The sequence below is a fragment of the Bradyrhizobium frederickii genome (assembly GCF_004570865.1).
Taxonomy (GTDB): domain Bacteria; phylum Pseudomonadota; class Alphaproteobacteria; order Rhizobiales; family Xanthobacteraceae; genus Bradyrhizobium; species Bradyrhizobium frederickii.
In genome coordinates this window covers 151,946-174,266 of the sequence record NZ_SPQS01000015.1, presented here as the reverse complement: position 1 = coordinate 174,266, position 22,321 = coordinate 151,946, and the positions used below count along the sequence as shown (strand labels likewise).

The window sequence follows — 22,321 nt, the reverse complement described above, 5'->3', positions numbered from 1 at the left end:
CCGGCCGGCGCAGCCCCCGGTTGACCCAGGTCAATCGATCGGCCCAAGCCGCCAGGGCGACCGCGCCGCGCGAGCGGCGCGCCCCGAACGGCAAGGCGTTCCCGGTTCAGGCAGCCTTCGCCGCGCTGGCCGCCGGCTTGGCCGGCGGCGGCTTCAGCGGCTTGTCCTGTTTCTTCGACCACGAGATGTAATAGGCCACCGTCGTCATGATCGCGATGCCGGCGACGCTGACGAAGATCTGCGCCAGCAGCGAGCCCGAGCTCATCGACAGCTCGAAATGGCCGACGAAGGACAGGAACACGCCGACGCAGAACACGGCGAGCGATTGCTGGCCGCAGACGATCAGGGGATCGAACACCTTCCATTCGAGCCCCGGCCATTCCTTCGGCACGAAGCGGATCACCAGGATCACGATCACGACGAAGTGGATGAAGCGGTAGGGCGCGAGGTTGGTCTTGTCGTTCGGGTTGAAGGCCGAGAACAGCCATTCCGGGAACATGCCGCCGAATGCGGGGAAGCGGCCCGCCATGGTCATGATCAGGGCGAACAGGAGATAGCCGAGACAGAGATAGAGCGTGATGGGCGCGTTGATCAGCGTCATCGAGCGCCGCGCGCCGCCCAACGCACACCAGGCGCCGAACACGAACAGCACCTGCCAGCAATACGGGTTGAAGTACCACTGGCCGGCCGGATAGGCGTTCAGATTCCAGCCGAAGTGGCGCGCCGTCAGCCACAGCACGATCGCCAGCACCATCGTCACATCGGGCTTGCGCAGCATGAACCACAGCACCGGCGGAAACAGGCCCATCAGCACGATGTAGAGCGGCAGCACGTCGAGATTGAGCGGCTTGAAGCGGAGGAACAGGCCCTGGCGCAGGGTCTCGGTGGCGTTGTCGACGAGACCGGCGACGTTGAACTCGTTGATCATCTCGGAATCGCCGAAGCGCAGCGCCAGATAGCTGATCGAGGCGATGTAGATCACGAACAGGATGATGTGGGCGACGTAGAGCTGCCAGACCCGCTTGGTGAGCCGGGTGGCGCCGACGATGAAGCCGCGGTCCAGCATCATCCGCGCGTAGACGAAGGAGGCGGTGTAGCCGGAGATGAAGACGAACAAATCGGCGGCGTCGGAAAAGCCGTAATTGCGCGTCGTAATCCAGTTCACGACGTTGTCGGGGATGTGGTCGAGGAAGATCGCCCAGTTCGCGACGCCGCGAAACAGGTCGAGCCGGAGGTCACGGCCCTTGTCGGGGAGCGTGGCGTTGATGTTCAGGAAGGCCATGCGAGGGGAGCTCTCGAAGGGGGCGGACAGGCTGAGGGCGGGGAGATATTGCCGCCGGGCGGGATCCCGGCGCGGAAGGCGGGTACGCAATTGTCACGGTGCAGCATAATGACTATACCGTCGCAGAGGCCACGGGGGCCGGAATCAGCAAGCAGTTCCCAACCGGTGTCTCTATACTATCCCTGAGGTTTGCACCAACTGCCACCCTGACGCATCGAAATCGAACGAAAGACGAAACGAGGCCCGGACCCACCCATGACCGCACGCATTTTCAAGCCCGCCAAGAACGCGATGCAATCCGGCCGGTCCAAGACCAAGGAATGGCAGCTCGACTACGAGCCGGAGCAGCCGCGCGCGGTCGAGCCGCTGATGGGCTGGACCTCGTCGGGCGACATGAAGCAGCAGATCACGCTGCGCTTCCACAGCAAGGAGGAGGCGATCGCCTATTGCGAGCGCAAGGGCATCGCCTACCAGGTCATCGAGCCGAAGGAATCGGTACGGCGCCCGGTTGCCTACGCCGACAATTTCTCGTTTCGCCGCGGCGAGCCCTGGACGCATTGAGAGGGGCTGCGCAGGCGCCCCTCGCTGACGCATGAAAGGCCCGTAGGGCCGAAATCCCGGCTCGCGATGACGCGGGGAGATCGTCAGCTCCGGTAAGTAGCCTGGTCGCGGTCTGACGGCCGAGCATGCGGCCGGTCTCATTCTCGAGAGAATAGCACCCCGACAGCCGATACCTGCTGCCGACCCGAGGGATCTCTTGCGATTTAAAGACCGATTGGTCTATATATGAGCAATGAGGTCCCGAACCCCAGCGCAATTGCCCCGTGGCCGGCCACGAAGTTTCGACGTGGAAGCCGCTGTGGAACGCGCGATGGGCGTGTTCTGGTCGCGCGGCTATCACGCGACGGCGCTTCCGGATCTTCTTCGTGCGACGAAGCTGTCGCGTGGCAGCCTCTACGCCGCTTTCGGTGACAAGCACTCGCTCTTCCTGCGTGCGCTTGATCGCTACATCGCCGATGCCCTGACACGAATGGATATCGAGTTCGATCCCCACAACGAGCCGGTCGATGGCCTGCGGGCCTACCTTGCCGGCTATGTTGACCGCACGAGCGGTGCCAATGGCCGGCGCGGATGCCTGCTCGTGGCCACGGCCATGGAACTGGCCGGCCAGGATGCTGAAGTTGGTCGTCGCGTCGCGGGCTTTTTCAAAGCCATGGAGGCCAGGGTGGCGGATGCACTTTCCCGTGCGAAGGCGGCGGGCAAGTTGGCTGATGGTGTCGAGCCTTCAAGTGCGGCCCGAATCCTCGTCTGTTTCGTCGAGGGGCTGCGCGTGGTCGGCAAGACGGCGCCGGCACGGATCACGTCGCAAGCCACCGTCGAGGCTCTTCTCGATCGCTTCATCAAATGAATGATCCATGGCGTGGCTCCGTTACTGGCACGCCAATATCTGGACTGATCGGTCTTTAAAGGAGAAGTGCCATGTCTGCCATCCAGATCATCTGCGCGGTGGCCGTTCCCTTGCTCTGGGGTTACCAGTTCGTGGCGATCAAGGCGGGCGTCACGGAGTTTCCGCCGCTATTCTTCCTCGGACTGCGCTTCCTGGCCATCGCGCTGTTGCTTGTCCCGTTCGTCAAGAGGCCCACACGTGCGCAGGTAGTCCCGGTCGCAGCCATTTCGATCTTCCTTGGCGGCCTGAACTTCGGGCTGTTCTATGTTGGCCTTGGGCTCGGCTCGGGAAGCATGTCGGCCGTCGCATATCAACTCGCCACGCCCTTCACGGTCCTGCTGGCCTGGCCGCTGCTCGCGGAGAGGCCGTCCGTCACCACGTCCGCCGGAGTGGTCCTTGCATGTGTCGGCGTGGTCGTGTTGGCCGCGGAGCCCGGCCCATCGGCAAACATCCTTCCGCTCCTGCTTGTGATCGGGGCGGCCTTCGCATTCGCGGTGTCAAACGTCTTGACGAAGCGCTACGGCCCTTTTGATCCGTTGATGTTGATGGGGTGGTCGTCACTGCTCACGGTGCCGCAGGTCATGTTGATGTCGCTGCTCATTGAACATGGTCAAATGGCGAGCCTTGTCACGGCGGATAGACGCGGTTGGCTGGCACTCGCCTACACGATTTTCATCGGAGGAATTGTCGGGTTCGGCCTTTGGTTCTGGCTGATCGCCCGTTGCTCCATGAACCGTGTCGCCCCCTTCGGTCTGCTGCTTCCGGTGTTCGCCTTGATTTCGAGCGTGTTGTTCCTTGGCGACCGCATGACCGCAAGGTTGATCGTCGGCGGACTGCTCGCAATCTCCGGAGTCGCCATGACACAAGTCAGGCCGAGCGCTCGACCAACTTGAATCCCAGTCCTGTTTCAGCTGTGACATCGGCCGCGCAACATAATTGGCCAGGATTCCTTTTCCGGCCCTTGGCATCGATTCCGCCGCGTGCTTCGCTGGCCGGCATGACGGGAGCGTGCGAGGTGGGGTATGGCCGGGCGTGACCAGCTCGACAGCGTCGATCTGAGGATACTCTCCGAGCTGCAACAGGACGGGCGGGTTCGCAACAACGAGCTAGCGCTGCGCGTCGGGGTGTCCGCGCCGAACTGCCTGCGACGGTTGAAATCGCTGTTCAGCCGCGGAGTGATCAGGGCGGTGCGGGCCGTCCTCGACGAGCGGCGGATCGGCTATGAGGTGGTCTCGTTCGTCTCGATCCAGCTCGGCAGCCAGGCGCAGCCGGTGCTGGAGGCGTTCGAGATCTCGATCGCCGCGATCCCGCGCATCCAGCAGTGCTGGCGGATTTCCGGCGACACCGACTATCTCCTGAAATGCGTGGCACCGAGCGTCGAGAGCATGCGCCAGCAGCTGCTGCATTTCGCGGCCATGCCCGACGTGAAGAACGTCCGCAGCTTCCCGGTGCTGGGTGTTGCCAAGGACGTGCCGCTGCCGCTGCAGGACGTCGCGGCAGCGTCCTCTTAGCGATACCGTCCTCGAAACTCACGGGGGCTCGCACCGGTCCAGGTGCGGAAGGCGCGGGAAAAGCTCTTTTCGTTGCGGAAGCCGGCGATCTCCGCGATCCGCTTGATCGGCGTGCGGCCCCGCATCAGCTCCTGCTTTGCCAGTTCGAATTTCGCCTCTTCCTTGAGGTCGCGCAGCGAGGTGGCCTCCTCGCGCAGGCGGCGATGCATGGTGCGGGTGGACAGCGCAAGCTCGCGTGCGACATCCTCGGCGCCGAGACTGCGTCCGCGCGCATTGCGCAGCACGCGGCGGACACGCTCGACCAGCAACCGGTCGCGCCGATAGGGCAGCACGGTCAGCCTGAGCGCGCCCTTGAGCATGTTGTCGAGATCGACGGCGCTGCGCGTGAGCGGCAGCGAGAGATAATGCTTGTCGAAGACGATGCGGGCGCGATCGGCATCGAAGCGGATGTTCCGGCAAAAGATGGTCGGATAGACCGAGACATGGCCGGGCTCGGTGTGCGGGAATTCGGCCGCGCGGAGCGCGATCCTGGAATCGACGGCCCAGCAGGAGAAGCCGAGCACGTAGCGGAGCAGCGTGACCAGGCAGAATTCGCGCAAAGCGCCGAGATCGCGCAGCTCCCGGATCGAGACCTCCGCGGTCTCCTCGCCGACCTCGAGATCGAGCAGCACGTCCTCGGTGAGCAGGCGGTGATGCCGGCACCAGCGCTTGAGCGCGACCTCCAGCGTCGGCGCCGTGATCGAGGCGCGGCACAGCATGCCGTAGGTGCCGAAGGGCAGCCGCCGCGAGAACCAGCCGAGCGCCTCGTCGTCGAGCTCGCGCATGGCATGGCCCGCCAGAGCCTCGAACTGGGCGGCCGTGATCCGCCCGTCCGGAGAATTGACAAGGTCTGGCGCAACCTGACTCCGGCTTAGGGCCTCGGCCGGATCGCGGCCGTATCTGGCATAAGCGGCAACCACGCCACGGACGAAGGCGGCCGGAGTGACGGCGCGGCGCGGAACCGCAGTTGCGGCTTGAAAGGGCATGAGGAAAATCCTCGCCAAGTTTGGCGGAAAATGCAACCTTTTCGACCGCAAGAGGGCCCTGACCCCGCTAGGTTCGGTGCCCAAAACACGGAGGAATCGCCTTGAACATCCCGAGCATCGATTTCGACCTGGGCGAAGACATCAGCCTGCTGCGCGACACGCTGCGCGCCTTCGTGGAGGCGGAGATCACCCCCCGCGCCGCCGAGATCGAGAAGGCCAATCTGTTTCCGGCGGACCTCTGGAAGCGCCTCGGCGACCTCGGCCTACTCGGCATGACCGCGCCGGAGCAATATGGCGGCTCCAACATGGGCTACCTCGCCCACATCGTGGCGATGGAAGAGATTTCGCGCGGCTCGGCCGCCGTCGGCTTGTCCTATGGCGCCCATTCCAACCTCTGCGTCAACCAGATCCGCCGCAACGGCAACGACGCGCAGCGCCAGCGCTATCTGCCGAAGCTGATCTCCGGCGAGTATGTCGGCGCCCTCGCGATGTCCGAGCCGGGCGCCGGCTCCGACGTGGTCTCGATGAAGCTGCGCGCCGACAAGCGCGGCGACCGCTACGTGCTCAACGGCTCGAAGATGTGGATCACCAATGGCGGTGATGCCGATGTTCTGGTGGTCTACGCCAAGACAGACCCCGAGGCCGGCCCGCGCGGCATGACGGCTTTCCTGATCGAGAAGGGTTTCAAAGGCTTCAGCCACGGCCAGCATCTCGACAAGCTCGGCATGCGCGGCTCCAACACCTATCCCTTGTTCTTCGACGAATGCGAGGTGCCGGAGGAGAACGTGATGGGCAAGGTCGGCGAGGGCGTCAAGGTGCTGATGTCCGGCCTCGACTATGAGCGCGCGGTGCTGTCGGGCGGCCCGCTCGGGATCATGGCAGCCTGCATGGACGCGGTGGTGCCCTACATGCACGAGCGCAAGCAGTTCGGTCAGCCGATCGGCGATTTCCAGCTGATGCAGGGCAAGCTCGCCGACATGTATGCGACCTGGCAAGCCACGCGCGCCTATGTCTATGCCGTGGGGCGCGCTTGCGACCGCGGCGATCACGCGCGCAGCTTGCGCAAGGACGCGGCTGCCGCGATCCTCTATTCGGCGGAGAAGGCGACGTGGATGGCCGGCGAGGCGATCCAGGCGCTCGGCGGCGTCGGCTACACCAGCGAGTTCCCCGTGGGGCGTCTCTGGCGTGACGCAAAGCTCTACGAGATCGGCGCGGGGACGTCCGAAGTCCGCCGCATGCTGATCGGCCGCGAGCTGATGGCCGAGACGGCCTAAAACCTTCACCCAATTGGAATCAAAATGCCGCTTCATTCCAGCATCGATCCCTCTTCGTCAGATTTTGCACGCAATGCCGAGTCCATGCGCGCCCTCGTTGCCGACTTGCGTGAAAAGCTCAGCCAGGTCGCCGGCGGCGGCGGCGAGGTCTCGCGCAACCGCCACACCGCGCGCGGCAAGATGCTGGCGCGCCAGCGCGTCGACCTGCTGATCGATCCCGGCACCTCGTTCCTGGAGCTGTCGCCGCTCGCGGCCTACGGTCTCTACGGCGGGGACGTGCATTCGGCGAGCGTCGTCACCGGGGTGGGGCGCGTTGCGGGCCGCGAATGCGTCATCGTCGCCAACGACGCCACCATCAAGGGCGGCACATACTATCCCATGACCGTGAAGAAGCATCTGCGTGCGCAGGACATCGCGCGGCAGAACAATCTTCCCTGCGTCTACATGGTCGATTCCGGCGGCGCCTTCCTGCCGCTGCAGGACGAGATCTTCCCGGACGAGCGGCACTTCGGCCGCATCTTCTACAATCAGGCGCAGATGTCCTCGCAGGGCATACCCCAGATCGCGATCGTGATGGGCTCCTGCACCGCCGGCGGCGCCTATGTCCCGGCGATGTCGGACGAGAGCATCATCGTGCGCAATCAAGGCACCATCTTCCTCGGCGGCCCGCCGCTGGTGAAGGCTGCGACCGGCGAGGTGGTCAGCGCCGAGGAGCTCGGCGGTGCCGACGTGCATTCGCGCCAGTCGGGCGTCACCGACCACTATGCTCAGAACGATGCTCATGCGATCGGGATCGCGCGCCGCATCGTCGGCACGCTGAAACCGCCGGTGCGGCCGAACCTCAACATGCACAAGCCGCGCGATCCGCTGTTCCCCGCGGAGGAGATTTACGGCGTGGTGCCCGTCGACGGCCGCAAGCCGTTCGACGTGCGCGACATCATCGCGCGTGTGGTTGATGGTTCCGAGTTCGACGAATTCAAGAAGCTCTACGGCACGACGCTGGTGTGCGGCTTCGCCCATATCTGGGGTTATCCGGTCGGCATCATCGCCAACAACGGCATTCTCTTCAGTGAAAGCTCGCTGAAGGGTGCGCATTTCATCGAGCTGTGCTGCCAGCGCGGCATCCCCCTGGTGTTTTTGCAGAACATCACCGGCTTCATGGTGGGCAAGAAATACGAGGCCGGCGGCATCGCGCGCGACGGCGCCAAGCTGGTGACGGCGGTGGCGACAGCCTCGGTGCCGAAATTCACCGTCGTGATCGGCGGCTCGTACGGCGCCGGCAATTACGGCATGTGCGGCCGCGCCTACTCGCCGCGCTTCCTCTGGATGTGGCCGAACGCGCGCATTTCGGTGATGGGCGGCGAGCAGGCCTCGATGGTGCTGAGCCAGGTCCGCCGCGACAATATCGAGGCCAAGGGCGACAGCTGGTCGAAGGAAGAGGAAGACAAATTCCGCGAGCCCATCCGCGCTCAATATGAGAGCCAGGGGCACCCCTACTACGCGACCGCGCGCCTGTGGGACGACGGCGTGATCGACCCGGCCGACACCCGCCTCGTGCTCGGGTTCGGCCTCTCGGCGGCGTCGAATGCGCCGATCGAGCCGACGAAATTCGGCCTGTTCAGGATGTGATGCGATGGACCGCTCAAAGCTCTACCGGCGTTTTCGCACGCTCCTGATTGCGAACCGCGGCGAGATCGCCTGCCGCGTCATCCGCACTGCCCGCGCCATGGGCCTGCGCACCGTCGCGGTCTATTCCGAGGCCGACCGCGAGGCGATGCATGTCGCGCTCGCGGATGAAGCCGTGCTGCTCGGGCCCGCGCGCGCCCGCGACAGCTATCTCAATGTCGAGCGGCTGATCGAGGCCGCGCGCAAGACCGGCGCCGAGGCCGTGCACCCCGGCTACGGCTTCCTGTCCGAGAATGCCGAGTTCGCGCAGGCCTGCTTCGACGCAGGGCTGGTCTTCGTCGGCCCGACCGCCGAGATGATGAATGCGATGGGGTCGAAATCAGGCTCGAAGGCGCTGATGGAAAAGGCCGGCGTGCCGCTGGTGCCCGGCTATCACGGCGAAGCCCAGGACGAGGCGACGCTTGCGAAGGCCGCGGACAAGATCGGCTTCCCCATTCTGGTGAAGGCGTCCGCCGGCGGCGGTGGCCGCGGCATGCGGATCGTGCGTTCGGCTGGCGAGCTTGCGCCTGCGATCGTCAGCGCCAAGCGCGAGGCCAAGGCCGCGTTCGGTGACGATCTCATGCTGATCGAAAAATATGTTGACAATCCTCGGCATATCGAAGTGCAGGTGATCGGCGACAGTCACGGCAATCTGTTGTCGTTGTTCGAGCGCGAATGCACGCTGCAGCGCCGGCACCAGAAGGTGATCGAGGAGGCACCGTCGCCGACGCTCAATGCTGCCCAGCGCGAGACGGTCTGCGCCGCCGCGCGAAAGGCGGCCGGAGCGGTGAATTATGTCGGCGCCGGCACGATCGAGTTCGTCTCCGACGGCAAGGACGTGTTCTTCATCGAGATGAACACGCGTCTCCAGGTCGAGCATCCCGTGACCGAGCTGATCACCGGCATCGACCTCGTCGAGTGGCAGCTGCGCGTCGCCTTCGGCGAGGCGCTGCCGCTCAAGCAGGACGAGATCAGGCTCAACGGCCATGCCGTCGAGGCGCGGGTCTATGCGGAGAACCCAACCAGGAATTTCATGCCCTCGGTCGGCAGGATCTCGACCTGGCGGTTGCCAGCGGAAGCCGGAGGCTTGCGAATCGACGCCGGCTATCGCGAAGGTGATGCGGTCTCGCCGTATTACGACGCCATGCTCGCCAAGATGATCGCCTGGGCGCCGACGCGGGACGTCGCGATCGAGCGGCTCAATCGGGGACTGGAAGAGTCCGACGTCCGCGGCATCGTGACGAACATCCCGTTCCTGTCGGCGCTGATGACGCATCCGAAGGTACGGACCAATGCGATCGACACCGGCTTCATCGAGCGCGAGCTGGCGGTCCTGACACAGGCCGCGCCGGCGCCCGGCGAGCTCGAGCTTTGCGCCGCGGTGGCTGCGATCCTCAATGACGAGCGACAGGCCGCAGGTGCGCAGGCGAGTTCGCCCTGGCAGACCTTCGGCTGGCAGCCGGTCGGCCGCCGCCAGCGCAACTTTGCCTTCCGTGTCGGGCACGGGCCGGAGCAGAGGATCACGCTGAATTACGGGAGTGGCCCCTCGACGCTGGTGATCGGCGAGCGCGAGCTGGCGTTCACGACCACGGCGAAGGAAGGCGGCTTCGACTTGACGCTGGACGGTGTCAAATCGTCGGTCGCGGCCGTGATCGACGGCCATGAGCTTTACTTGCGCACGCGCAACGGCCGGTTCGACCTGCACTGGGTCGATCCGTTCGGCGGCGAGAGCGAGGAGCAGGCCGGCGAGGACAAGATCGCGGCGCCGCTGCCGGGCACGGTCGTCGCCGTGCTCGCCGAGGAGGGGGCGAAGCTCGAGAAGGGCGCGCCGATCCTGACGCTCGAGGTCATGAAGATGGAGCAGACACTGCGCGCGCCCTTTGCCGGCGTGCTGAAGGCGATCAGGTGCAAGGTCGGCGACATCGTCCAGGAGGGCGTCGAGCTCGCCGTGGTCGAGCCTTCCGGAGAGTGACATGAGCGATCCCGTCCGCATCATCGAAATGGGGCCGCGCGACGGTCTCCAGAACGAGAAGACGCCCGTCAGCGTCGAGGCCCGCATCGCCTTCGTCGAGGCGCTGGTCGCGGCTGGCCTCCATACGGTCGAAGTCGGCGCCTTCGTCTCGCCCAAGGCGATCCCGCAGATGGCTAGCTCCGACGCGGTTCTGCGCGGAGTGAGCCACATCAAGGGTGCCGAATTCCACGTGCTGGTGCCGAACGAGAAGGGCTATGACGCCGCGCGTGCCGCGGGCGCCGAGGTGGTCTCGGTGTTTGCGGCCGCCTCGGAAGGGTTTTCGCGCGCCAACATCAATTGCACGGTCGCGGAGTCCATCGAGCGCTTCAAGCCGGTGCTGGCGCGCGCCAAGGCCGATGGCGTGAAGGTGCGCGGCTATATTTCCTGCGTGCTGGGCTGCCCGTTCGATGGTGAGATCAAGCCGAAGGCCGTCGCCGATCTCGCGAGCACGTTATGGGAGCTCGGCTGCTACGAGATCTCGCTCGGCGACACTATCGGCGTCGGCACGCCATCCAAGGCGAAGGAGATGCTGCGCGCGGTCAGTGCCAGCATCCCTCCCGCCAAGCTCGCGATGCATTTCCACGACACCTACGGCCAGGCGCTCGCCAATCTCTATGCCGGAATGGAAGAGGGCGTGCGCGTCATCGATGCCGCCGCCGGCGGTCTCGGCGGCTGCCCCTATGCGCCGGGCGCGACCGGAAACGTCGCGACCGAGGACGTCGTCTACATGCTCGAAGGCATGGGCGTCAGGACCGGCGTCGATATGGAGAAGCTGCTCGCAGCCACCAACGCGATGAGCGGCGTGCTGGGCAAGCCGCCCGTCAGCCGCGTGGCCTCGGCGCTGAACGCGAAGAAAAAGCGGACCGTCTCCTAGTTCTCCGTCATTGCGGGCGCAGCGAAGCAATCCAGGATCCCTCCGCGGAAATACTCTGGATTGCTTCGTCGCAAGTGCTCCTCGCAATGACGGCTGAGAGAGCTATCGTCGCTCTCGTAGGGTGGGCAAAGGCGCGTAGCGCCGTGCCCACCATCTCTCCATGATCGAGCCCGATGGTGGGCACGCTTTCGCTTTGCCCACCCTACGAGATCTGCGCTCAGGCCGCCTTGAGCCCGACATCCGGCAGGCGCGGCCGGTTCTTGAGCGCCTTGGCCATCATGGCCTCGACCTCGGCCTTCTCATGCGGCAGCAGCGCGAGGCGCGGCGGGCGCGTCAGCGCGGTGCCGCGGCCCATGATGTGCTCGCACAGCTTGATGCACTGGACGAGGTCCGGCCGGGCGTCGAGATGCAAGAGCGGCATGAACCATTCGTAGAGCGGCATCGCCTCGGCGAAGCGGCCGGCCTTGGCGAGCCGGAACAGCGTCTCGCCTTCGCGCGGGAAGGCGTTCGACATGCCCGAGACCCAGCCCACGGCGCCCATGGCGACGCTCTCGACGATGACGTCGTCGAGGCCCGCGAACAGCACGAAGCGGTCACCGACCATATTGCGGGTGTCGATGAAGCGCCGCGTGTCGCCGGACGAGTCCTTGAAGCAGACCACGGTCTCGACGTCCGCGAGCGAGGCCAGGATATCAGGCGTGACGTCATTCTTGTAGATCGGCGGATTGTTATAGAGCATCACGGGAAGATCGGTCGCGCTGGCGACGGCGCGGAAATGCGCGGCGGTCTCGTGCGGCTTGGAGGAATAGACCAGCGCCGGCATCACCATCACGCCGTCGATGCCGATGCGCGCGGCTTCTTTCGCGGTCTCGACCGCAAAGGCCGTGGTGAATTCGGCGATGCCGCACAGCACCGGCACCCGGCCATTCGCGACCGACTTCGCCGCTTCCATGATCGCGATCTTTTCCTTGCGCTCGAGCGAGGTGTTCTCACCGACGGAGCCGCAGACGATCAGGCCGGAGACGCCGTCGCGGATCAGCCCGTCCATGACCTTGGCGGTCGCGTCGATATTGAGCGACAAATCGTCGTTGAACTGCGTGGTGACGGCCGGGAAGACGCCTTCCCAGGAGATGCGTGGGCTCATTGCTTGGCTCCGATTGGAATTGTGCCGGCGGATCGCTCGATCCGCCGGGCATTGACGTGAGGGCGATGGATGGGATCAGAGCGTCGCGCCGACCTTGCGCAGCTCGGCGAGGACGGGGGCTTTCGGCAACCAGATCTTGTCGAACTCGGCGATGACGGCCTCGGTGTCCTTGGCGTCGACCAGGCGGATCGGGATCGGCGCGTTCTTGAAGTTCTGGATCAGCGCGGGCTCGTTGCCGGCGAGCTCGTCGATCTGCGCGTCCAGCGTCGTCTTGATCGTCTTGGTGATGAGCTCGCGATCGGCTGCGGGAAGCGACTGCCAGACCCGCCCGGAGACGACCGCCGCCATCGGCATGAAGACGGCGTTCATCTGCAGGATGACCTTGGACACCTTGTCGAAGCGCTGATTCCAGGAGAATTCGAGATCGGCCTCGAGGCCGTCGACCTGGCCGTTGGCCATGGCATCGAACACCTGCGGCGTCGGGATCGGCGTCGGGGCGGCGCCCAGCGAAGAATAGAAATCGCGATAGACCGGCGTCGGGTTGATGCGCAGCTTCATGCCCTTGATGTCGGCGAGCGCGTGCAGGTCCTTGGACGAGAACACGGCACGCATGCCGGTGATGCCCCAGCCGAGCCCGATCGTTCCTGTTTCCTGCGGCAGCACGTCGAACAGCTTCACCGCCGCCGGATGCCGTACGAGCTTCGCGACCGAAGGCGTCGAGCGAACAATGTAGGGCGCGTTGATCGCGGCGATGTGCGGTACGCGCGAGCCGAGCTCGGCGGCCTGGATGAACCCCATGTCGAGCGCGCCGGACTGCAATTGCTGCATCATCGCGGTCTCGTTGCCGAGCTGGCCGGAGTGGAACACGGTCAATGTCAGGCGGCCGTTGGTCGCGGACTTGAGATCCTCGCCGAATTTGAGCGCGGCCTTGTTCCAGGAATGGCCGTTGGGCGTGATCAGGCCGAGGCGGAATTCCTTGGCCTGGGCGAGCGCCAGCGATGGGGCAAACACCGAGGCGACGGCACTGGCGGCGAGAAAGCGGCGGCGAGAAAGCGACATGGTCGGGCTCCTTTCGGATAGGCCTATTTGACGAGGATCAGCGAGAGCGAGGGATAGAGCGAGAGCAGCACCAGGAGGACGCAGGAGATGACGAAGAAGGGCAGCGTCACCATGAACATCTTGCCGGGCTTGGCACCGGTGACGGCGGCCGCGACGAAGAAGCAGAGCCCGACCGGCGGCGACAACAGGCCGAGCACCAGGTTGATCACCACCACGACGCCGAACTGCCGGGGGTCGATGTGATAGATTTCGGTTGCCACCGGCAGCAGGATCGGCACGGTCATGATCAGGCCGGGAATGCCGTCGATCACCGTGCCGATCACCAGCAGGATGACGTTGCAGATCAGCATGAAGCTGACCGGGTCCTTGGCGGCGGTCTGGATCCAGGCGGCGGTCTCCTGCGGCACCTTGCCGAAGATCAGGACCCAGGAGAATACCGCTGCGGCCGCCACCAGGAACAGCACGATCGCCGAATAGATCGCGCTGCGCAGCATCATCTGCGGCAGCTGCGCGAACTCGAACTCTTTGGTCCAGAACTTTCCAACCAGGGCCGCGGCAACTGCGCCGACGGCCGCGGATTCTGTCGCATTGGCGAGGCCGCCGAGGATGGTGCCGACGATGACGATCGGGATCAGCAGCGTCGGCGAGGTCCGGAGGATCGTCATGACGCGCTGGCGCGGCGTCTGGTAGTCCGCGCGGGGATAGTTGTAGATGTACCCCATCAGCGCGATCACGAGGCAGAACATCACGGTGAGAATGACGCCAGGCACGATGCCGGCGATCAGCATGTCGCTGACCGACACCTGCGCGAGCACGCTGTAGACCACGAACATTACCGACGGCGGGATGATCGGGCCGAGCATGCCGCCATAAGCGGTGAGGCCGGCGGCAAAGGTCTTGTCGTAGCCCTTCTTCTCCATCTCCGGGACCATGATCTGGGCCATGATCGCCACCTGCGCGGTGGCGGAACCCAGGATGGAGGAGATGAACATGTTGGCGAGGATGTTGACGTAGGCGAGCCCACCCTTGAGCGAGCCGACGAAGGCCATCGCCATGTCGACGATGCGCCGCGTGATGCCGCCGCCGTTCATGATCTCGCCGATCAAAATGAAGAGCGGGATGGCGATCAGGCCGTAGCTGTCGACGCCGCCGAACAGCTGCAGCGGATAGGACTGGAACAGCACGGGATTGCCGGACGCCGCGATGTAGACGAGGCCGGCAAGGCATAGGCACAGGCCGATCGGGACGCCAACCAGCATGAACGCCATGAAGGCCGCTGACGTGATCATCAGTTGACCCCGTCCAGCTCGGACAGCTGGAAGCCCGTCAGCGGCGTGCGCGGGACCAGCTCGAGGTCTTCCAGCAAATTGGCGAGACCGTGAATGGTCATCGACACCGCGAAGATCGGCAGCGTCAGATAGAGCACCCAGGTCGGCCAGTTCAGCGTCTGGGTCCGCTCGGTGTAGAGGAAGTTGAAGGTCTCGGCGGCGAGCTTGCGCCCGTCGAAGCCGGCGCGGGCAAGGCCGACCGGGTCCATCCAGAGCACGCAGGTGACGATCAGGGCGACACCGAACACGACGACGAGGCCGGTCGAGATCACCTTGGCGATCTTCTGGTGCCGCGGTGACAGACGCTCCGTCAGCATCGCGACCGCGAAGTCGAGCCGCAGCCGCGTCATCGCGGACGCCCCGATGAAGGTCAGCCAGACCACGCAATAGACCGCAGATTCATCGATCCAGTAGATCGGGAAATGCGAGTAACGGGTGACGACGTTCACCAGGATCAGTCCGGTGAGCAGGTACATCAGGCCCATCAGCGCGAGGCGCTCGACCGCGAGCAGGCCGCCCGACATCCGGACGATCGTACGCCGGAGGCTGAGCGCGCGCGTGGCCGGCACGGTCTGCTCGATCATGAAAGAGGCCCCAAATCCCGAAGAATTGTCGTGCGATTGCCAAATGTATAATTTATACATTTTCGGAGTCAAACGAAGTTTGCGGTCATTTCTGCGGCAGGGCGCGCTTTTGCTGGGCACCTCCTTTGTGGAGCGCCTGGCTTTTGCCGGGCATCCCGACATGCAAGACAGGGACCGCGTCGGCCGAGCGAGTCGGAAAAGGGACAACAGAAGGTCAGATGAAACAGCCTCTGAAGCATCGCACCCTGTCGGCCGCGATCGTCGATCAGCTCCGGCAGGCGATCCTCGACGGCACCTATCCGGCCGGATCGCAACTGCGCCAGGATGCGCTCGGCGAGGCCTACGGCGTCAGCCGCATTCCCGTTCGCGAAGCGCTGTTTCAGCTCGAGGCGGAAGGCCTGGTGCGGATCGTGCCGCAGAAGGGCGCCATCGTCTCGGAGCTGTCGCTGGACGAGATCAACGACGTGTTCGATCTGCGCTGTATCCTGGAGCCGCGGCTGCTGGCGCAGTCGGCACCGCGCTTCAGCGCGGAGGATTTCGAGGGGCTCGACGACATCCACAGGCAGTTCGAGAAGGCGATCAAGGCGAAGAATGTCAGCGAATGGGGCCAGCTCAACGCCGACTTCCACATGGCGCTCTACGTCCACGCGCCGCAGCCGCGAACCCGTGCGATCGTGCTGTCGCTGCTTCAGACCAGCGACCGCTACACGCGGCTGCAACTCTCCAACACCAAGGCGATGGGCATTGCCGAGAAGGAGCACGCCCATCTGGTCGCGCTCTGCCGCGCAGGGAGGGTCGAGGACGCCTGCCGCTTCCTGGAGCGGCACATCGAGGCCGTGCGCAAGGATCTGTTGCAGGTGGTGGCGAACGCGCCGAAGGGACGGCGGAAGAGCGGGCCATAGCCACGGAACTTGTAGGGTGGGCAAAGGCGCGTTGGCGCCGTGCCCACCATCTCACCGTGATAGCCGACAAGTGGTGGGCACGCTGCGCTTTGCCCACCCTACAGCAGCTGTGATTGCGGCTACCTGCTTCCGTCCGGCCCCATCACCAGGTCCGGCAGCCAGGTCGAGATCCCCGGCACGAAGCACAGCAGCAGCACTGCGAGCATCATCAAGAGCACGAAGGGCAGGGTGCCCCAGATCACCTCGCGGAGCGGGATGTCCGGCGCGACGTTGCGGATAACGAAGATGTTGAGGCCGACCGGCGGATGGATCAGCCCCATCTCCATCACGATGGTCATGACCACGCCGAACCAGATGATGTCGAAATTGGCGGCGCGGAGCGGCGGCAGGATGATCGGCGCCGTCATCAGGATGATCGAGACCGGCGGCAGGAAGAAGCCGAGCACGACGACCATGACCAGGATCGCGAACAGCAGCTCCCAGCGCGGCAGGTGCATCGCGACGATGGATTCGGCGACCGATTGCGAGATGTGCAGATAGCTCATCACGTAGGAATAGAGCAGCGACATGCCGATGATCATCATCAGCATGGTCGATTCCCGGATCGTCGATTTCATGATCGGTGCGAGATCGCTCGGCCGCCACACGCTGTAGATCGCCGCGATCAGCGCCAGCGCCAAGAGGCCGCCGAGCCCCGCAGTTTCCGACGGCGTGGCGTAGCCGCCATAGAGCGCGATCATGACGCCGGTGAGCAGCAGCACGAAGGGGATCACGCGCGGCAGCACGCTGAAGCGCTCGGCGAGCGTGTACTCGTCACGCTGCAGGATCGGAGCCTCTGGTCCGCCGTTCTTGTAGGCCGCTTCGGCCGCGGCATATTCCTGGCGGAAGCGGATCACGGCGTAGGCGCCGAACAGCGTGACAAGCAGGAGGCCAGGCCCGATGCCGGCCAGGAACAGCCGCCCCAGCGACTTTTCGGCCGCGACCGCGAACAGGATCATGGTGATCGAGGGCGGCAGCAGGATGCCGAGCGTGCCGCCGGCGGCGATGATGCCGGCCGCAAAGCCGCCGGAATAGCCGCGCTTGCGCATCTCGGGGATGCCGGCCGAGCCGATCGCCGAGCAGGTCGCTGGGCTCGAGCCCGCCATCGCCGCGAACAGCGCGCAGGCGAACACGTTGGCGACGCCGAGGCCGCCGGGGACCCGGTGCAGCCAGGCGTGCAGCGCCGAATAGAGGTCCTGGCCGGCGCGCGATTTTCCGATCGCCGCGCCCTTCAGGATGAAGAGCGGGATCGACAGCAGCGTGATCGAGGCCATTTCCTCGTAGACGTTCTGCGTGACCGTATCGAGCGAGGCCGAGGGCATGTAGATGCCCATGAACACGACGGCGACCGCGCCGAGCGCGAACGCGATCGGCATCCCCGAGAACATCACCAGCAGCGTCACGATGCCGTAAGCGACGCCGATACCGAAAACGCTCATGGCCGCCTGGCTCCGGTGAAGGGCAGCGCAAGCTGCACGAGGATCTGGATGCAGAGCAGGCTCATCCCGAGCGCCATCAGCGAATAGGGGATGGCGAGCGGCGGCGACCACATCGAGTTCGAGACCTGGCCGTCGACATAGGCCTCGTGGGCCAGCGTCCAGGACTTCCAGGTGAAGAAGGCGCAGAACAGGAACGTGGCGGCGTCGACCAGCCAGAGCCGGACCTTGTTCGCCAGCGGCGACAACAGGCCGACGAAGGCCTCGATGCCGATGTGACCGCGGTTCTGCTGCACATAGGCGGCCGTCATGAAGGTCGCGCCGACCAACAGGAACACCGCGGCCTCGTCCTGCCAGTAATTGGCGGCCTTGAACAGCGCGCGGCTGAGCACGCTGTAGCTCAGGATCATGCAAGCGGCGACCAGCGCCACCGCCGCGAACACCACGATGATGGTATTGAGGATGGCAAGACCGCGATCGACCGCTGCCGCAAGGCCCGTCCTTGCGACAGCGTTGGCCGTGTCGTCACGATCCGGAAGCGGACCGTGGCTCATGCCGCGACGTCGGTGGCGAGCTTGAGCAGGGTAGCCGCGGTCGCGGTCTTGGCGCTGTAGTCCTTCCAGGCGGTGTCGCGGGCGATGTCGCGCCATTTGCCGACGGTCGCGGCATCGAGCGCCGAGACCTTGGCGCCCGCCTTTTCGTAGACCTTGGCGACCTCGACGTCGTCGTCCTGCGCGCCCTTGCGGCCGAAGGCTTCGAGCTCGGTGCCCACCGTGAGCAGGATGTCCTGGTGGTTCTTCGGCAGCTTGTCGAAGATCGCCTTCGACATCATCAGCGGCTCGAGCATGAACCAGTAGGAGGTGCCCGCGCCCGAGGTCAGGGACTTCGCGACCTCTTCGAGGCGGAACGAGATCAGGCTGGTCGAGGAGGTGATGCCGGCATCGCAGGCGCCGGTCTGCATCGCCGCGTAGATTTCGTTCGAAGGCACCGACAGCACCGAGGCGCCGGCGGTCTGGAGCACCATGTCCATTTCGCGCGAGCCGCCGCGCACCTTCATGCCCTTGGCATCCTCGGGCGCGACGATCGGCTTGGAGCGGCTGGCGACGCCGCCGGCCTGCCACACCCAGGTGAGCAGGATGATGCCCTTGTCGGCGAGGAAGTCGGTCAGCGCCTTGCCGACCGGCTCCTTCTTCCAGCGCAGGCCCTGGTCGTAGGTGGTCACGAGGCCGGGCATCAGGCCGATATTGGTCTCCGGCAGCTCGCCTCCGGCGTAGGGCATCGGATAGAGGCTGATGTCGAGCGCGCCCTTGCGCATCGCCGAGAACTGCGCGTTGGTCTTGATCAGCGAGGAATTCGGATAGATCTCGGCAGCGATGTCGCCATTGCTGCGCTTGGCCACTTCAGCGGCGAACATGCGGCAGAGCCGGTCGCGGAAATCGCCCTTGTCGATGGTGCCGCCCGGGAACTGGTGCGAGATCTTCAGCGTGGTCGCGGCGTGCGCGGTGCCGGTGCCGAAACGGAGGATGGCGGGTGCGGCGACGGCGGTCGCAATCAGATGGCGGCGCGTGAGCATGGCGTGATCCCCTTGAACGTTTCTTTGAACGATTCTTGGTTGGCGTGATTGGGCGGGTCATGTGTGACCGGGGCGTAGGCCCATCCTAGCCGGTCTTTCACCCGATATTCTCTCATCTGATAGTTCGAGATGGAATGCCACGGCAAGTGCCGCCTGTGCTGCGCTGCACACATCCGATCGCTGCGGCAGGCTCGGACTCACCGGAACGACGGATCGCAGGCGGGCTCGCTGAAATTTATCGGTGGCGGCGTAACAACTCCGACGGTCCATCCGTCGAGATTGAATAGCGGCGCATGTCGCTGACAAACACCACCTCGAAGGGAAGATGATCCATGACCATTCGCACCCGCATCGCGCTCGGCGTCTCGGCTGCCACTCTCTCGCTCGGCGTTGCGCTGTCGCCGGCCGCTTTTGCCCAGGACAAGATGGGCAAGGATGACGGCATGATGAAGAAAGACACGATGTCCAAGGACGGCATGATGAAGAAGGACACCATGTCCAAGGACGACGGCATGAAGAAGGATCACATGTCGAAGGACGGCATGAAGAAAGACGACGGCATGATGAAGAAGAATTGATCTTCGCCGGTTCGCGATCGAGGCGTTTGGCAAAGCAAACGCGCGCTCGAATGTTTGGGGCGGTCAGCTGGACCGCCCCAAATCATGTCTTGCTTCAATTTGAATTGAACGTGACCTGCGAAGGTCACGCGTCAGATTACTTGCGCTTGGCCTTGCGGGCTGCGTAACGCGCGTCGCGCTTGGCCTTCTGCTCGGCTTCGAGGGCCGCGGCCCTTTCGGCAGCTTCCTGGGCCTCGCGCGCGATTCGCGCAGATTCGGCGGCCTTGGCCTCTTCCTCCAGACGCTTCTGCTCGGCCTTTTCGGCCTCGCGCGCAGCCTTCGCCTCGGCGCGCTTGGCCGCGAGTGCTTCACGCTCGGCACGCTTCGCCGCCACCGCGGGATCATCAGGCCCCGGTTGGGATTTGAATTTGTTCAAAAGGTTCTTGCGGGCTTCCTGCGCCGCCTTTTGCCGGTCTGTGAAGCCGGGTTCCCTGAATCCACTCATCGACGAGCCTTGTCTTCCTCGCTTTCGATCCTACATCACTGCCTGTTGGTACGTCGGCTGGGCATAGCGGGCGCCGCGCGACACAGTAGCGTGTACATCGCTGCGCGTCGCGAAGCCACCCATAATCGCAGCCGATCAGGACAACGAAAATCGCCACCCCCCGACGATCTCTCGTAGCCCGGAAAAGCTGCCGAATTGTGATGTCCCTCATATGGGATCACGAGGGCGACGCCTAGCGTCCGCCGCGATACGGAGCACGGGCATGCCGATCTTGAGATTAACCCTGAAGACGCTCTCAATTGCGTTCGCGGTGGCAGTCGTGGCCGGTGCCGTGCTGCTGCTCGCGCGTCCGCAGCCCATCGAGAGTGCTGTTCTGGGTACCGACTGGGAGTGCACTCAGACCGCGCTCGTGCTCACGACTTGCGCACCGCGGGCGATCCCGGCGGTCGAAACCTTGCGCAAGGAGGCGGCCAGCGCGACCCGGGGCTGAGCCTCTGAAGCTGGAGCGAGCGGCCCACCAGAGGATGTGACGGGACGTCGCAGAGGTGATAAGCCGGCCTGCCCACGCGACCAGATAGCCATGTCCACCTCCAAGCCCGAACCGGGCGAGAAGCCGAAATCCAGACCGAAGCCTCCATCCGGCGACAACCGCCGCGGCGCGATTGCCGGTCTGATCATTGCGATCGCGATCCTCGCTGTCGGCTGGTGGCTCGCCCGGGACCTCACCGCGGCCAGCAAGATGCAGGACTGCCTGATGTCCGGGCGAAGCAATTGCAACGTGATCGAGCCGGCCCGCTAGAAGCTCCAGCGTGGCTCTTCGCAGCTCGCTGGGGCCGAAAAATTGCCGTCATCTTAATGATTTGTAACGGGACTTCGCCGATCAAAGCAGGTCAGCTATGCCAGCCGGCATCAAGCCCGGCGCGGTCCGAATCATCTATCGCGCCAGGCACCACGGCAATTGCGAGAGCAATCGAGAGAGCAGGGGTCAAGCACGCATGAGTGCGTCCAGCCGCATGAAGATCATCATTCCGTTGGTTTCGGCCATGTCGTTGCTCGCGCTGCCGGCGCAGGCCCAGGACGCCAGGCCATCGAGGGACGCCGGCCAGCCTCCGGCCGGCCCCGCCGCCGGGGCGCCGCCTCCGAACAATCCTGACATGCGCAAGAGCCCGCCGCCGCAGCAGGCGGCGAGGCCCGCACCGCGGCCCGATGGTCAGCCCCATGCGAATCCCGGACCGCGCGCGGCCGGCGGCCCGCCGTCGGGACGCTATGTCGACCGCGGGCCGGCTCCGGCGCGTGACTGGGGCGGACATGCTTATCGCGGCCACCGCGCCTGGGAGGGCGGGCGCTGGCGCCATGAGGTTCACAATGGCCGCTCCGGCTGGTGGTGGGACGTTGGCGGCGTCTGGTATTATTATCCGCAACGAATGGCCGGCCCGCCTGCCTACATCTCTGATGAATATTACGACGACGTGCCGGTAGCCTATGCGCCGCCGCCGGTCGCCTACGCCCCGCCACCGCCGCCTCCGCCGCCGGCTGATCCCGGCGCGAGCGCGCTTGGCGGCGCCATCGTCGGCGGCTTGCTGGGCGGACTGATCTCGGGCAACGCAACGGGGGCTGCTGCCGGCGCGGTTCTCGGCGGCGCAACCGGCGCCATTACGGGCGCCGCCGCCGCTTCCCAGCCTGGCTATTACTGGGCACAGGGCAATTGCTACTACCGCTATCCCAGCGGCCAATATGTTCAGGCCGATCCCCGTGCCTGCTATTGAGTTTTCCAAAGCGGATTGAAGCCTAAGGCGCGATGCGATCAGGATGAATCGTCATCGCGCTTAGGTTGTTGTTTAGGCATGATCTTTTCGGAAAACCGCTGGCGCACTTTTCCGGATCATGCTTGAGGAGTCGGGCCCCGGCCCGCCTTTTTCGTGCGCTCCGGCCATGGCTTCAAATTGCCGCTGGCGCTCGTTGCCGCCTCACGCAAATCTCAAAGAAAATTGTCGGGGTGATTCGCGGGGACGTGGGACATGCTGGATGCAATCCAGATCAGCTTGGCGCTTTGGGCGATGATCGTTTGTGGCGGGATCAAGCTTGGGCAGGTGCTGCACTGCCTG

The 22,321-nt window shown here is 64.8% G+C and carries 23 protein-coding genes; 13 read left to right on the top strand and 10 right to left on the bottom strand.

The features are described 5' to 3' along the window. Positions 1-106 precede the first annotated feature (106 nt). Positions 107-1,282 (bottom strand): OpgC domain-containing protein, encoded by a 1,176-nt coding sequence (locus E4K64_RS25250; protein ID WP_135165910.1) that lies wholly within the window; start codon positions 1,280-1,282, stop codon positions 107-109. 255 nt (positions 1,283-1,537) lie between these two features. Here E4K64_RS25250 and E4K64_RS25245 point away from each other — a divergent pair, with 255 nt between their 5' ends. From E4K64_RS25245 to E4K64_RS25230, 4 genes are all read left to right on the top strand, one after another. Then, on the top strand, positions 1,538-1,843 hold the full coding sequence (locus E4K64_RS25245; RefSeq protein WP_126257761.1) for an ETC complex I subunit: 306 nt from the start codon (positions 1,538-1,540) through the stop codon (positions 1,841-1,843). Between the two features lie 310 nt (positions 1,844-2,153). After that, entirely contained in the window at positions 2,154-2,690 is a 537-nt protein-coding gene (locus E4K64_RS25240) for a TetR/AcrR family transcriptional regulator (protein WP_235884778.1), read from the top strand. A 71-nt stretch (positions 2,691-2,761) separates the two neighbouring features. Continuing rightward, positions 2,762-3,622 (top strand): DMT family transporter, encoded by an 861-nt coding sequence (locus E4K64_RS25235; RefSeq protein ID WP_135165909.1) that lies wholly within the window; start codon positions 2,762-2,764, stop codon positions 3,620-3,622. A gap of 129 nt (positions 3,623-3,751) precedes the next feature. Beyond that, entirely contained in the window at positions 3,752-4,240 is a 489-nt protein-coding gene (locus tag E4K64_RS25230; RefSeq protein ID WP_135165908.1) for an Lrp/AsnC family transcriptional regulator, read from the top strand. Here E4K64_RS25230 and E4K64_RS25225 read toward each other — a convergent pair. Next, positions 4,237-5,265 (bottom strand): AraC family transcriptional regulator, encoded by a 1,029-nt coding sequence (locus tag E4K64_RS25225; RefSeq protein WP_135165907.1) that lies wholly within the window; start codon positions 5,263-5,265, stop codon positions 4,237-4,239. The two genes, E4K64_RS25230 and E4K64_RS25225, sit on opposite strands and share 4 nt — an antisense overlap. Before the next feature lie 101 nt (positions 5,266-5,366). On the opposite strand from E4K64_RS25225, the gene E4K64_RS25220 reads away from it, so the two are divergent. The 4 genes from E4K64_RS25220 to E4K64_RS25205 are packed head-to-tail and all read left to right on the top strand — an operon-like array spanning position 5,367 to position 11,089. After that, positions 5,367-6,539: an isovaleryl-CoA dehydrogenase gene (locus E4K64_RS25220; RefSeq protein WP_167772245.1), complete on the top strand. Its 1,173-nt coding sequence runs from the start codon at positions 5,367-5,369 to the stop codon at positions 6,537-6,539. 24 nt (positions 6,540-6,563) lie between these two features. Then, entirely contained in the window at positions 6,564-8,168 is a 1,605-nt protein-coding gene (locus tag E4K64_RS25215) for a carboxyl transferase domain-containing protein (protein WP_135165906.1), read from the top strand. A gap of 4 nt (positions 8,169-8,172) precedes the next feature. Further along, the gene (locus E4K64_RS25210; RefSeq protein WP_167772244.1) at positions 8,173-10,176 is read left to right on the top strand and encodes an acetyl/propionyl/methylcrotonyl-CoA carboxylase subunit alpha; all 2,004 of its coding nucleotides are present in this window, start codon (positions 8,173-8,175) and stop codon (positions 10,174-10,176) included. Position 10,177: 1 nt separating this feature from the next. Next, on the top strand, positions 10,178-11,089 hold the full coding sequence (locus tag E4K64_RS25205; protein ID WP_135165904.1) for a hydroxymethylglutaryl-CoA lyase: 912 nt from the start codon (positions 10,178-10,180) through the stop codon (positions 11,087-11,089). Between the two features lie 217 nt (positions 11,090-11,306). On the opposite strand, the gene E4K64_RS25200 is transcribed toward E4K64_RS25205, so the two are convergent. The 4 genes from E4K64_RS25200 to E4K64_RS25185 all read right to left on the bottom strand — a co-directional run bounded on the left by E4K64_RS25200 (position 11,307) and on the right by E4K64_RS25185 (position 15,204). Further along, positions 11,307-12,233 carry a dihydrodipicolinate synthase family protein gene (locus E4K64_RS25200; protein WP_135165903.1) on the bottom strand — a complete coding sequence of 309 codons (927 nt, stop codon included), beginning with the start codon at positions 12,231-12,233 and terminating at the stop codon, positions 11,307-11,309. 75 nt (positions 12,234-12,308) lie between these two features. After that, entirely contained in the window at positions 12,309-13,292 is a 984-nt protein-coding gene (locus E4K64_RS25195) for a TRAP transporter substrate-binding protein (protein WP_135165902.1), read from the bottom strand. 23 nt (positions 13,293-13,315) lie between these two features. Next, on the bottom strand, positions 13,316-14,581 hold the full coding sequence (locus E4K64_RS25190) for a TRAP transporter large permease (RefSeq protein ID WP_135165901.1): 1,266 nt from the start codon (positions 14,579-14,581) through the stop codon (positions 13,316-13,318). Further along, on the bottom strand, positions 14,581-15,204 hold the full coding sequence (locus tag E4K64_RS25185; protein WP_209311876.1) for a TRAP transporter small permease: 624 nt from the start codon (positions 15,202-15,204) through the stop codon (positions 14,581-14,583). Before E4K64_RS25185 ends, E4K64_RS25190 begins: the two co-directional genes overlap by 1 nt. 218 nt (positions 15,205-15,422) lie before the next feature. On the opposite strand from E4K64_RS25185, the gene E4K64_RS25180 reads away from it, so the two are divergent. Further along, positions 15,423-16,106, top strand: a complete 684-nt coding sequence (locus E4K64_RS25180; protein WP_135165899.1) for a GntR family transcriptional regulator — start codon at positions 15,423-15,425, stop codon at positions 16,104-16,106. Positions 16,107-16,225: 119 nt separating this feature from the next. Here the strand turns inward: E4K64_RS25180 and E4K64_RS25170 are convergent, their stop codons facing one another. Genes E4K64_RS25170 through E4K64_RS25160 form a run of 3 tightly spaced genes read right to left on the bottom strand, consistent with a single transcriptional unit; the run spans position 16,226 to position 19,154 of the window. Continuing rightward, the gene (locus E4K64_RS25170) at positions 16,226-17,584 is read right to left on the bottom strand and encodes a TRAP transporter large permease (protein WP_061881506.1); all 1,359 of its coding nucleotides are present in this window, start codon (positions 17,582-17,584) and stop codon (positions 16,226-16,228) included. Further along, the gene (locus tag E4K64_RS25165; protein WP_135165898.1) at positions 17,581-18,135 is read right to left on the bottom strand and encodes a TRAP transporter small permease; all 555 of its coding nucleotides are present in this window, start codon (positions 18,133-18,135) and stop codon (positions 17,581-17,583) included. The genes E4K64_RS25170 and E4K64_RS25165 overlap by 4 nt, the downstream gene beginning before the upstream one ends. Then, the gene (locus E4K64_RS25160) at positions 18,132-19,154 is read right to left on the bottom strand and encodes a TRAP transporter substrate-binding protein (RefSeq protein WP_135165897.1); all 1,023 of its coding nucleotides are present in this window, start codon (positions 19,152-19,154) and stop codon (positions 18,132-18,134) included. Before E4K64_RS25160 ends, E4K64_RS25165 begins: the two co-directional genes overlap by 4 nt. A 332-nt stretch (positions 19,155-19,486) precedes the next feature. Between E4K64_RS25160 and E4K64_RS25155 the strand changes: the two genes are divergently transcribed. After that, a complete protein-coding gene (locus E4K64_RS25155; protein WP_135165896.1) occupies positions 19,487-19,732 on the top strand; it encodes a pentapeptide MXKDX repeat protein in 246 nt (81 codons plus the stop codon). 136 nt (positions 19,733-19,868) lie between these two features. Here E4K64_RS25155 and E4K64_RS25150 read toward each other — a convergent pair whose 3' ends face one another. Continuing rightward, entirely contained in the window at positions 19,869-20,216 is a 348-nt protein-coding gene (locus E4K64_RS25150; protein WP_135165895.1) for a DUF6481 family protein, read from the bottom strand. Positions 20,217-20,478: 262 nt separating this feature from the next. On the opposite strand from E4K64_RS25150, the gene E4K64_RS25145 reads away from it, so the two are divergent. The 3 genes from E4K64_RS25145 to E4K64_RS25135 all read left to right on the top strand — a co-directional run bounded on the left by E4K64_RS25145 (position 20,479) and on the right by E4K64_RS25135 (position 21,982). Beyond that, positions 20,479-20,706 (top strand): hypothetical protein, encoded by a 228-nt coding sequence (locus E4K64_RS25145; protein ID WP_135165894.1) that lies wholly within the window; start codon positions 20,479-20,481, stop codon positions 20,704-20,706. Between the two features lie 90 nt (positions 20,707-20,796). Next, positions 20,797-21,015 (top strand): hypothetical protein, encoded by a 219-nt coding sequence (locus E4K64_RS25140; protein WP_135165893.1) that lies wholly within the window; start codon positions 20,797-20,799, stop codon positions 21,013-21,015. Positions 21,016-21,211: 196 nt separating this feature from the next. After that, a complete protein-coding gene (locus tag E4K64_RS25135; protein WP_135165892.1) occupies positions 21,212-21,982 on the top strand; it encodes a hypothetical protein in 771 nt (256 codons plus the stop codon). The last annotated feature ends 339 nt before the right edge of the window (positions 21,983-22,321 follow it).

Bases quoted from the DNA above. Each gene is read 5' to 3' on its own strand.
- E4K64_RS25250 (WP_135165910.1), bottom strand. From the start codon at position 1,282: ATGGCCTTCCTGAACATCAACGCCACGCTCCCCGACAAGGGCCGTGAC.
- E4K64_RS25245 (WP_126257761.1), top strand. From the start codon at position 1,538: ATGACCGCACGCATTTTCAAGCCCGCCAAGAACGCGATGCAATCCGGC.
- E4K64_RS25240 (WP_235884778.1), top strand. From the start codon at position 2,154: ATGGGCGTGTTCTGGTCGCGCGGCTATCACGCGACGGCGCTTCCGGAT.
- E4K64_RS25235 (WP_135165909.1), top strand. From the start codon at position 2,762: ATGTCTGCCATCCAGATCATCTGCGCGGTGGCCGTTCCCTTGCTCTGG.
- E4K64_RS25230 (WP_135165908.1), top strand. From the start codon at position 3,752: ATGGCCGGGCGTGACCAGCTCGACAGCGTCGATCTGAGGATACTCTCC.
- E4K64_RS25225 (WP_135165907.1), bottom strand. From the start codon at position 5,265: ATGCCCTTTCAAGCCGCAACTGCGGTTCCGCGCCGCGCCGTCACTCCG.
- E4K64_RS25215 (WP_135165906.1), top strand. From the start codon at position 6,564: ATGCCGCTTCATTCCAGCATCGATCCCTCTTCGTCAGATTTTGCACGC.
- E4K64_RS25210 (WP_167772244.1), top strand. From the start codon at position 8,173: ATGGACCGCTCAAAGCTCTACCGGCGTTTTCGCACGCTCCTGATTGCG.
- E4K64_RS25205 (WP_135165904.1), top strand. From the start codon at position 10,178: ATGAGCGATCCCGTCCGCATCATCGAAATGGGGCCGCGCGACGGTCTC.
- E4K64_RS25200 (WP_135165903.1), bottom strand. From the start codon at position 12,233: ATGAGCCCACGCATCTCCTGGGAAGGCGTCTTCCCGGCCGTCACCACG.
- E4K64_RS25195 (WP_135165902.1), bottom strand. From the start codon at position 13,292: ATGTCGCTTTCTCGCCGCCGCTTTCTCGCCGCCAGTGCCGTCGCCTCG.
- E4K64_RS25190 (WP_135165901.1), bottom strand. From the start codon at position 14,581: ATGATCACGTCAGCGGCCTTCATGGCGTTCATGCTGGTTGGCGTCCCG.
- E4K64_RS25185 (WP_209311876.1), bottom strand. From the start codon at position 15,204: ATGATCGAGCAGACCGTGCCGGCCACGCGCGCGCTCAGCCTCCGGCGT.
- E4K64_RS25180 (WP_135165899.1), top strand. From the start codon at position 15,423: ATGAAACAGCCTCTGAAGCATCGCACCCTGTCGGCCGCGATCGTCGAT.
- E4K64_RS25170 (WP_061881506.1), bottom strand. From the start codon at position 17,584: ATGAGCGTTTTCGGTATCGGCGTCGCTTACGGCATCGTGACGCTGCTG.
- E4K64_RS25165 (WP_135165898.1), bottom strand. From the start codon at position 18,135: ATGAGCCACGGTCCGCTTCCGGATCGTGACGACACGGCCAACGCTGTC.
- E4K64_RS25160 (WP_135165897.1), bottom strand. From the start codon at position 19,154: ATGCTCACGCGCCGCCATCTGATTGCGACCGCCGTCGCCGCACCCGCC.
- E4K64_RS25155 (WP_135165896.1), top strand. From the start codon at position 19,487: ATGACCATTCGCACCCGCATCGCGCTCGGCGTCTCGGCTGCCACTCTC.
- E4K64_RS25150 (WP_135165895.1), bottom strand. From the start codon at position 20,216: ATGAGTGGATTCAGGGAACCCGGCTTCACAGACCGGCAAAAGGCGGCG.
- E4K64_RS25145 (WP_135165894.1), top strand. From the start codon at position 20,479: ATGCCGATCTTGAGATTAACCCTGAAGACGCTCTCAATTGCGTTCGCG.
- E4K64_RS25140 (WP_135165893.1), top strand. From the start codon at position 20,797: ATGTCCACCTCCAAGCCCGAACCGGGCGAGAAGCCGAAATCCAGACCG.
- E4K64_RS25135 (WP_135165892.1), top strand. From the start codon at position 21,212: ATGAGTGCGTCCAGCCGCATGAAGATCATCATTCCGTTGGTTTCGGCC.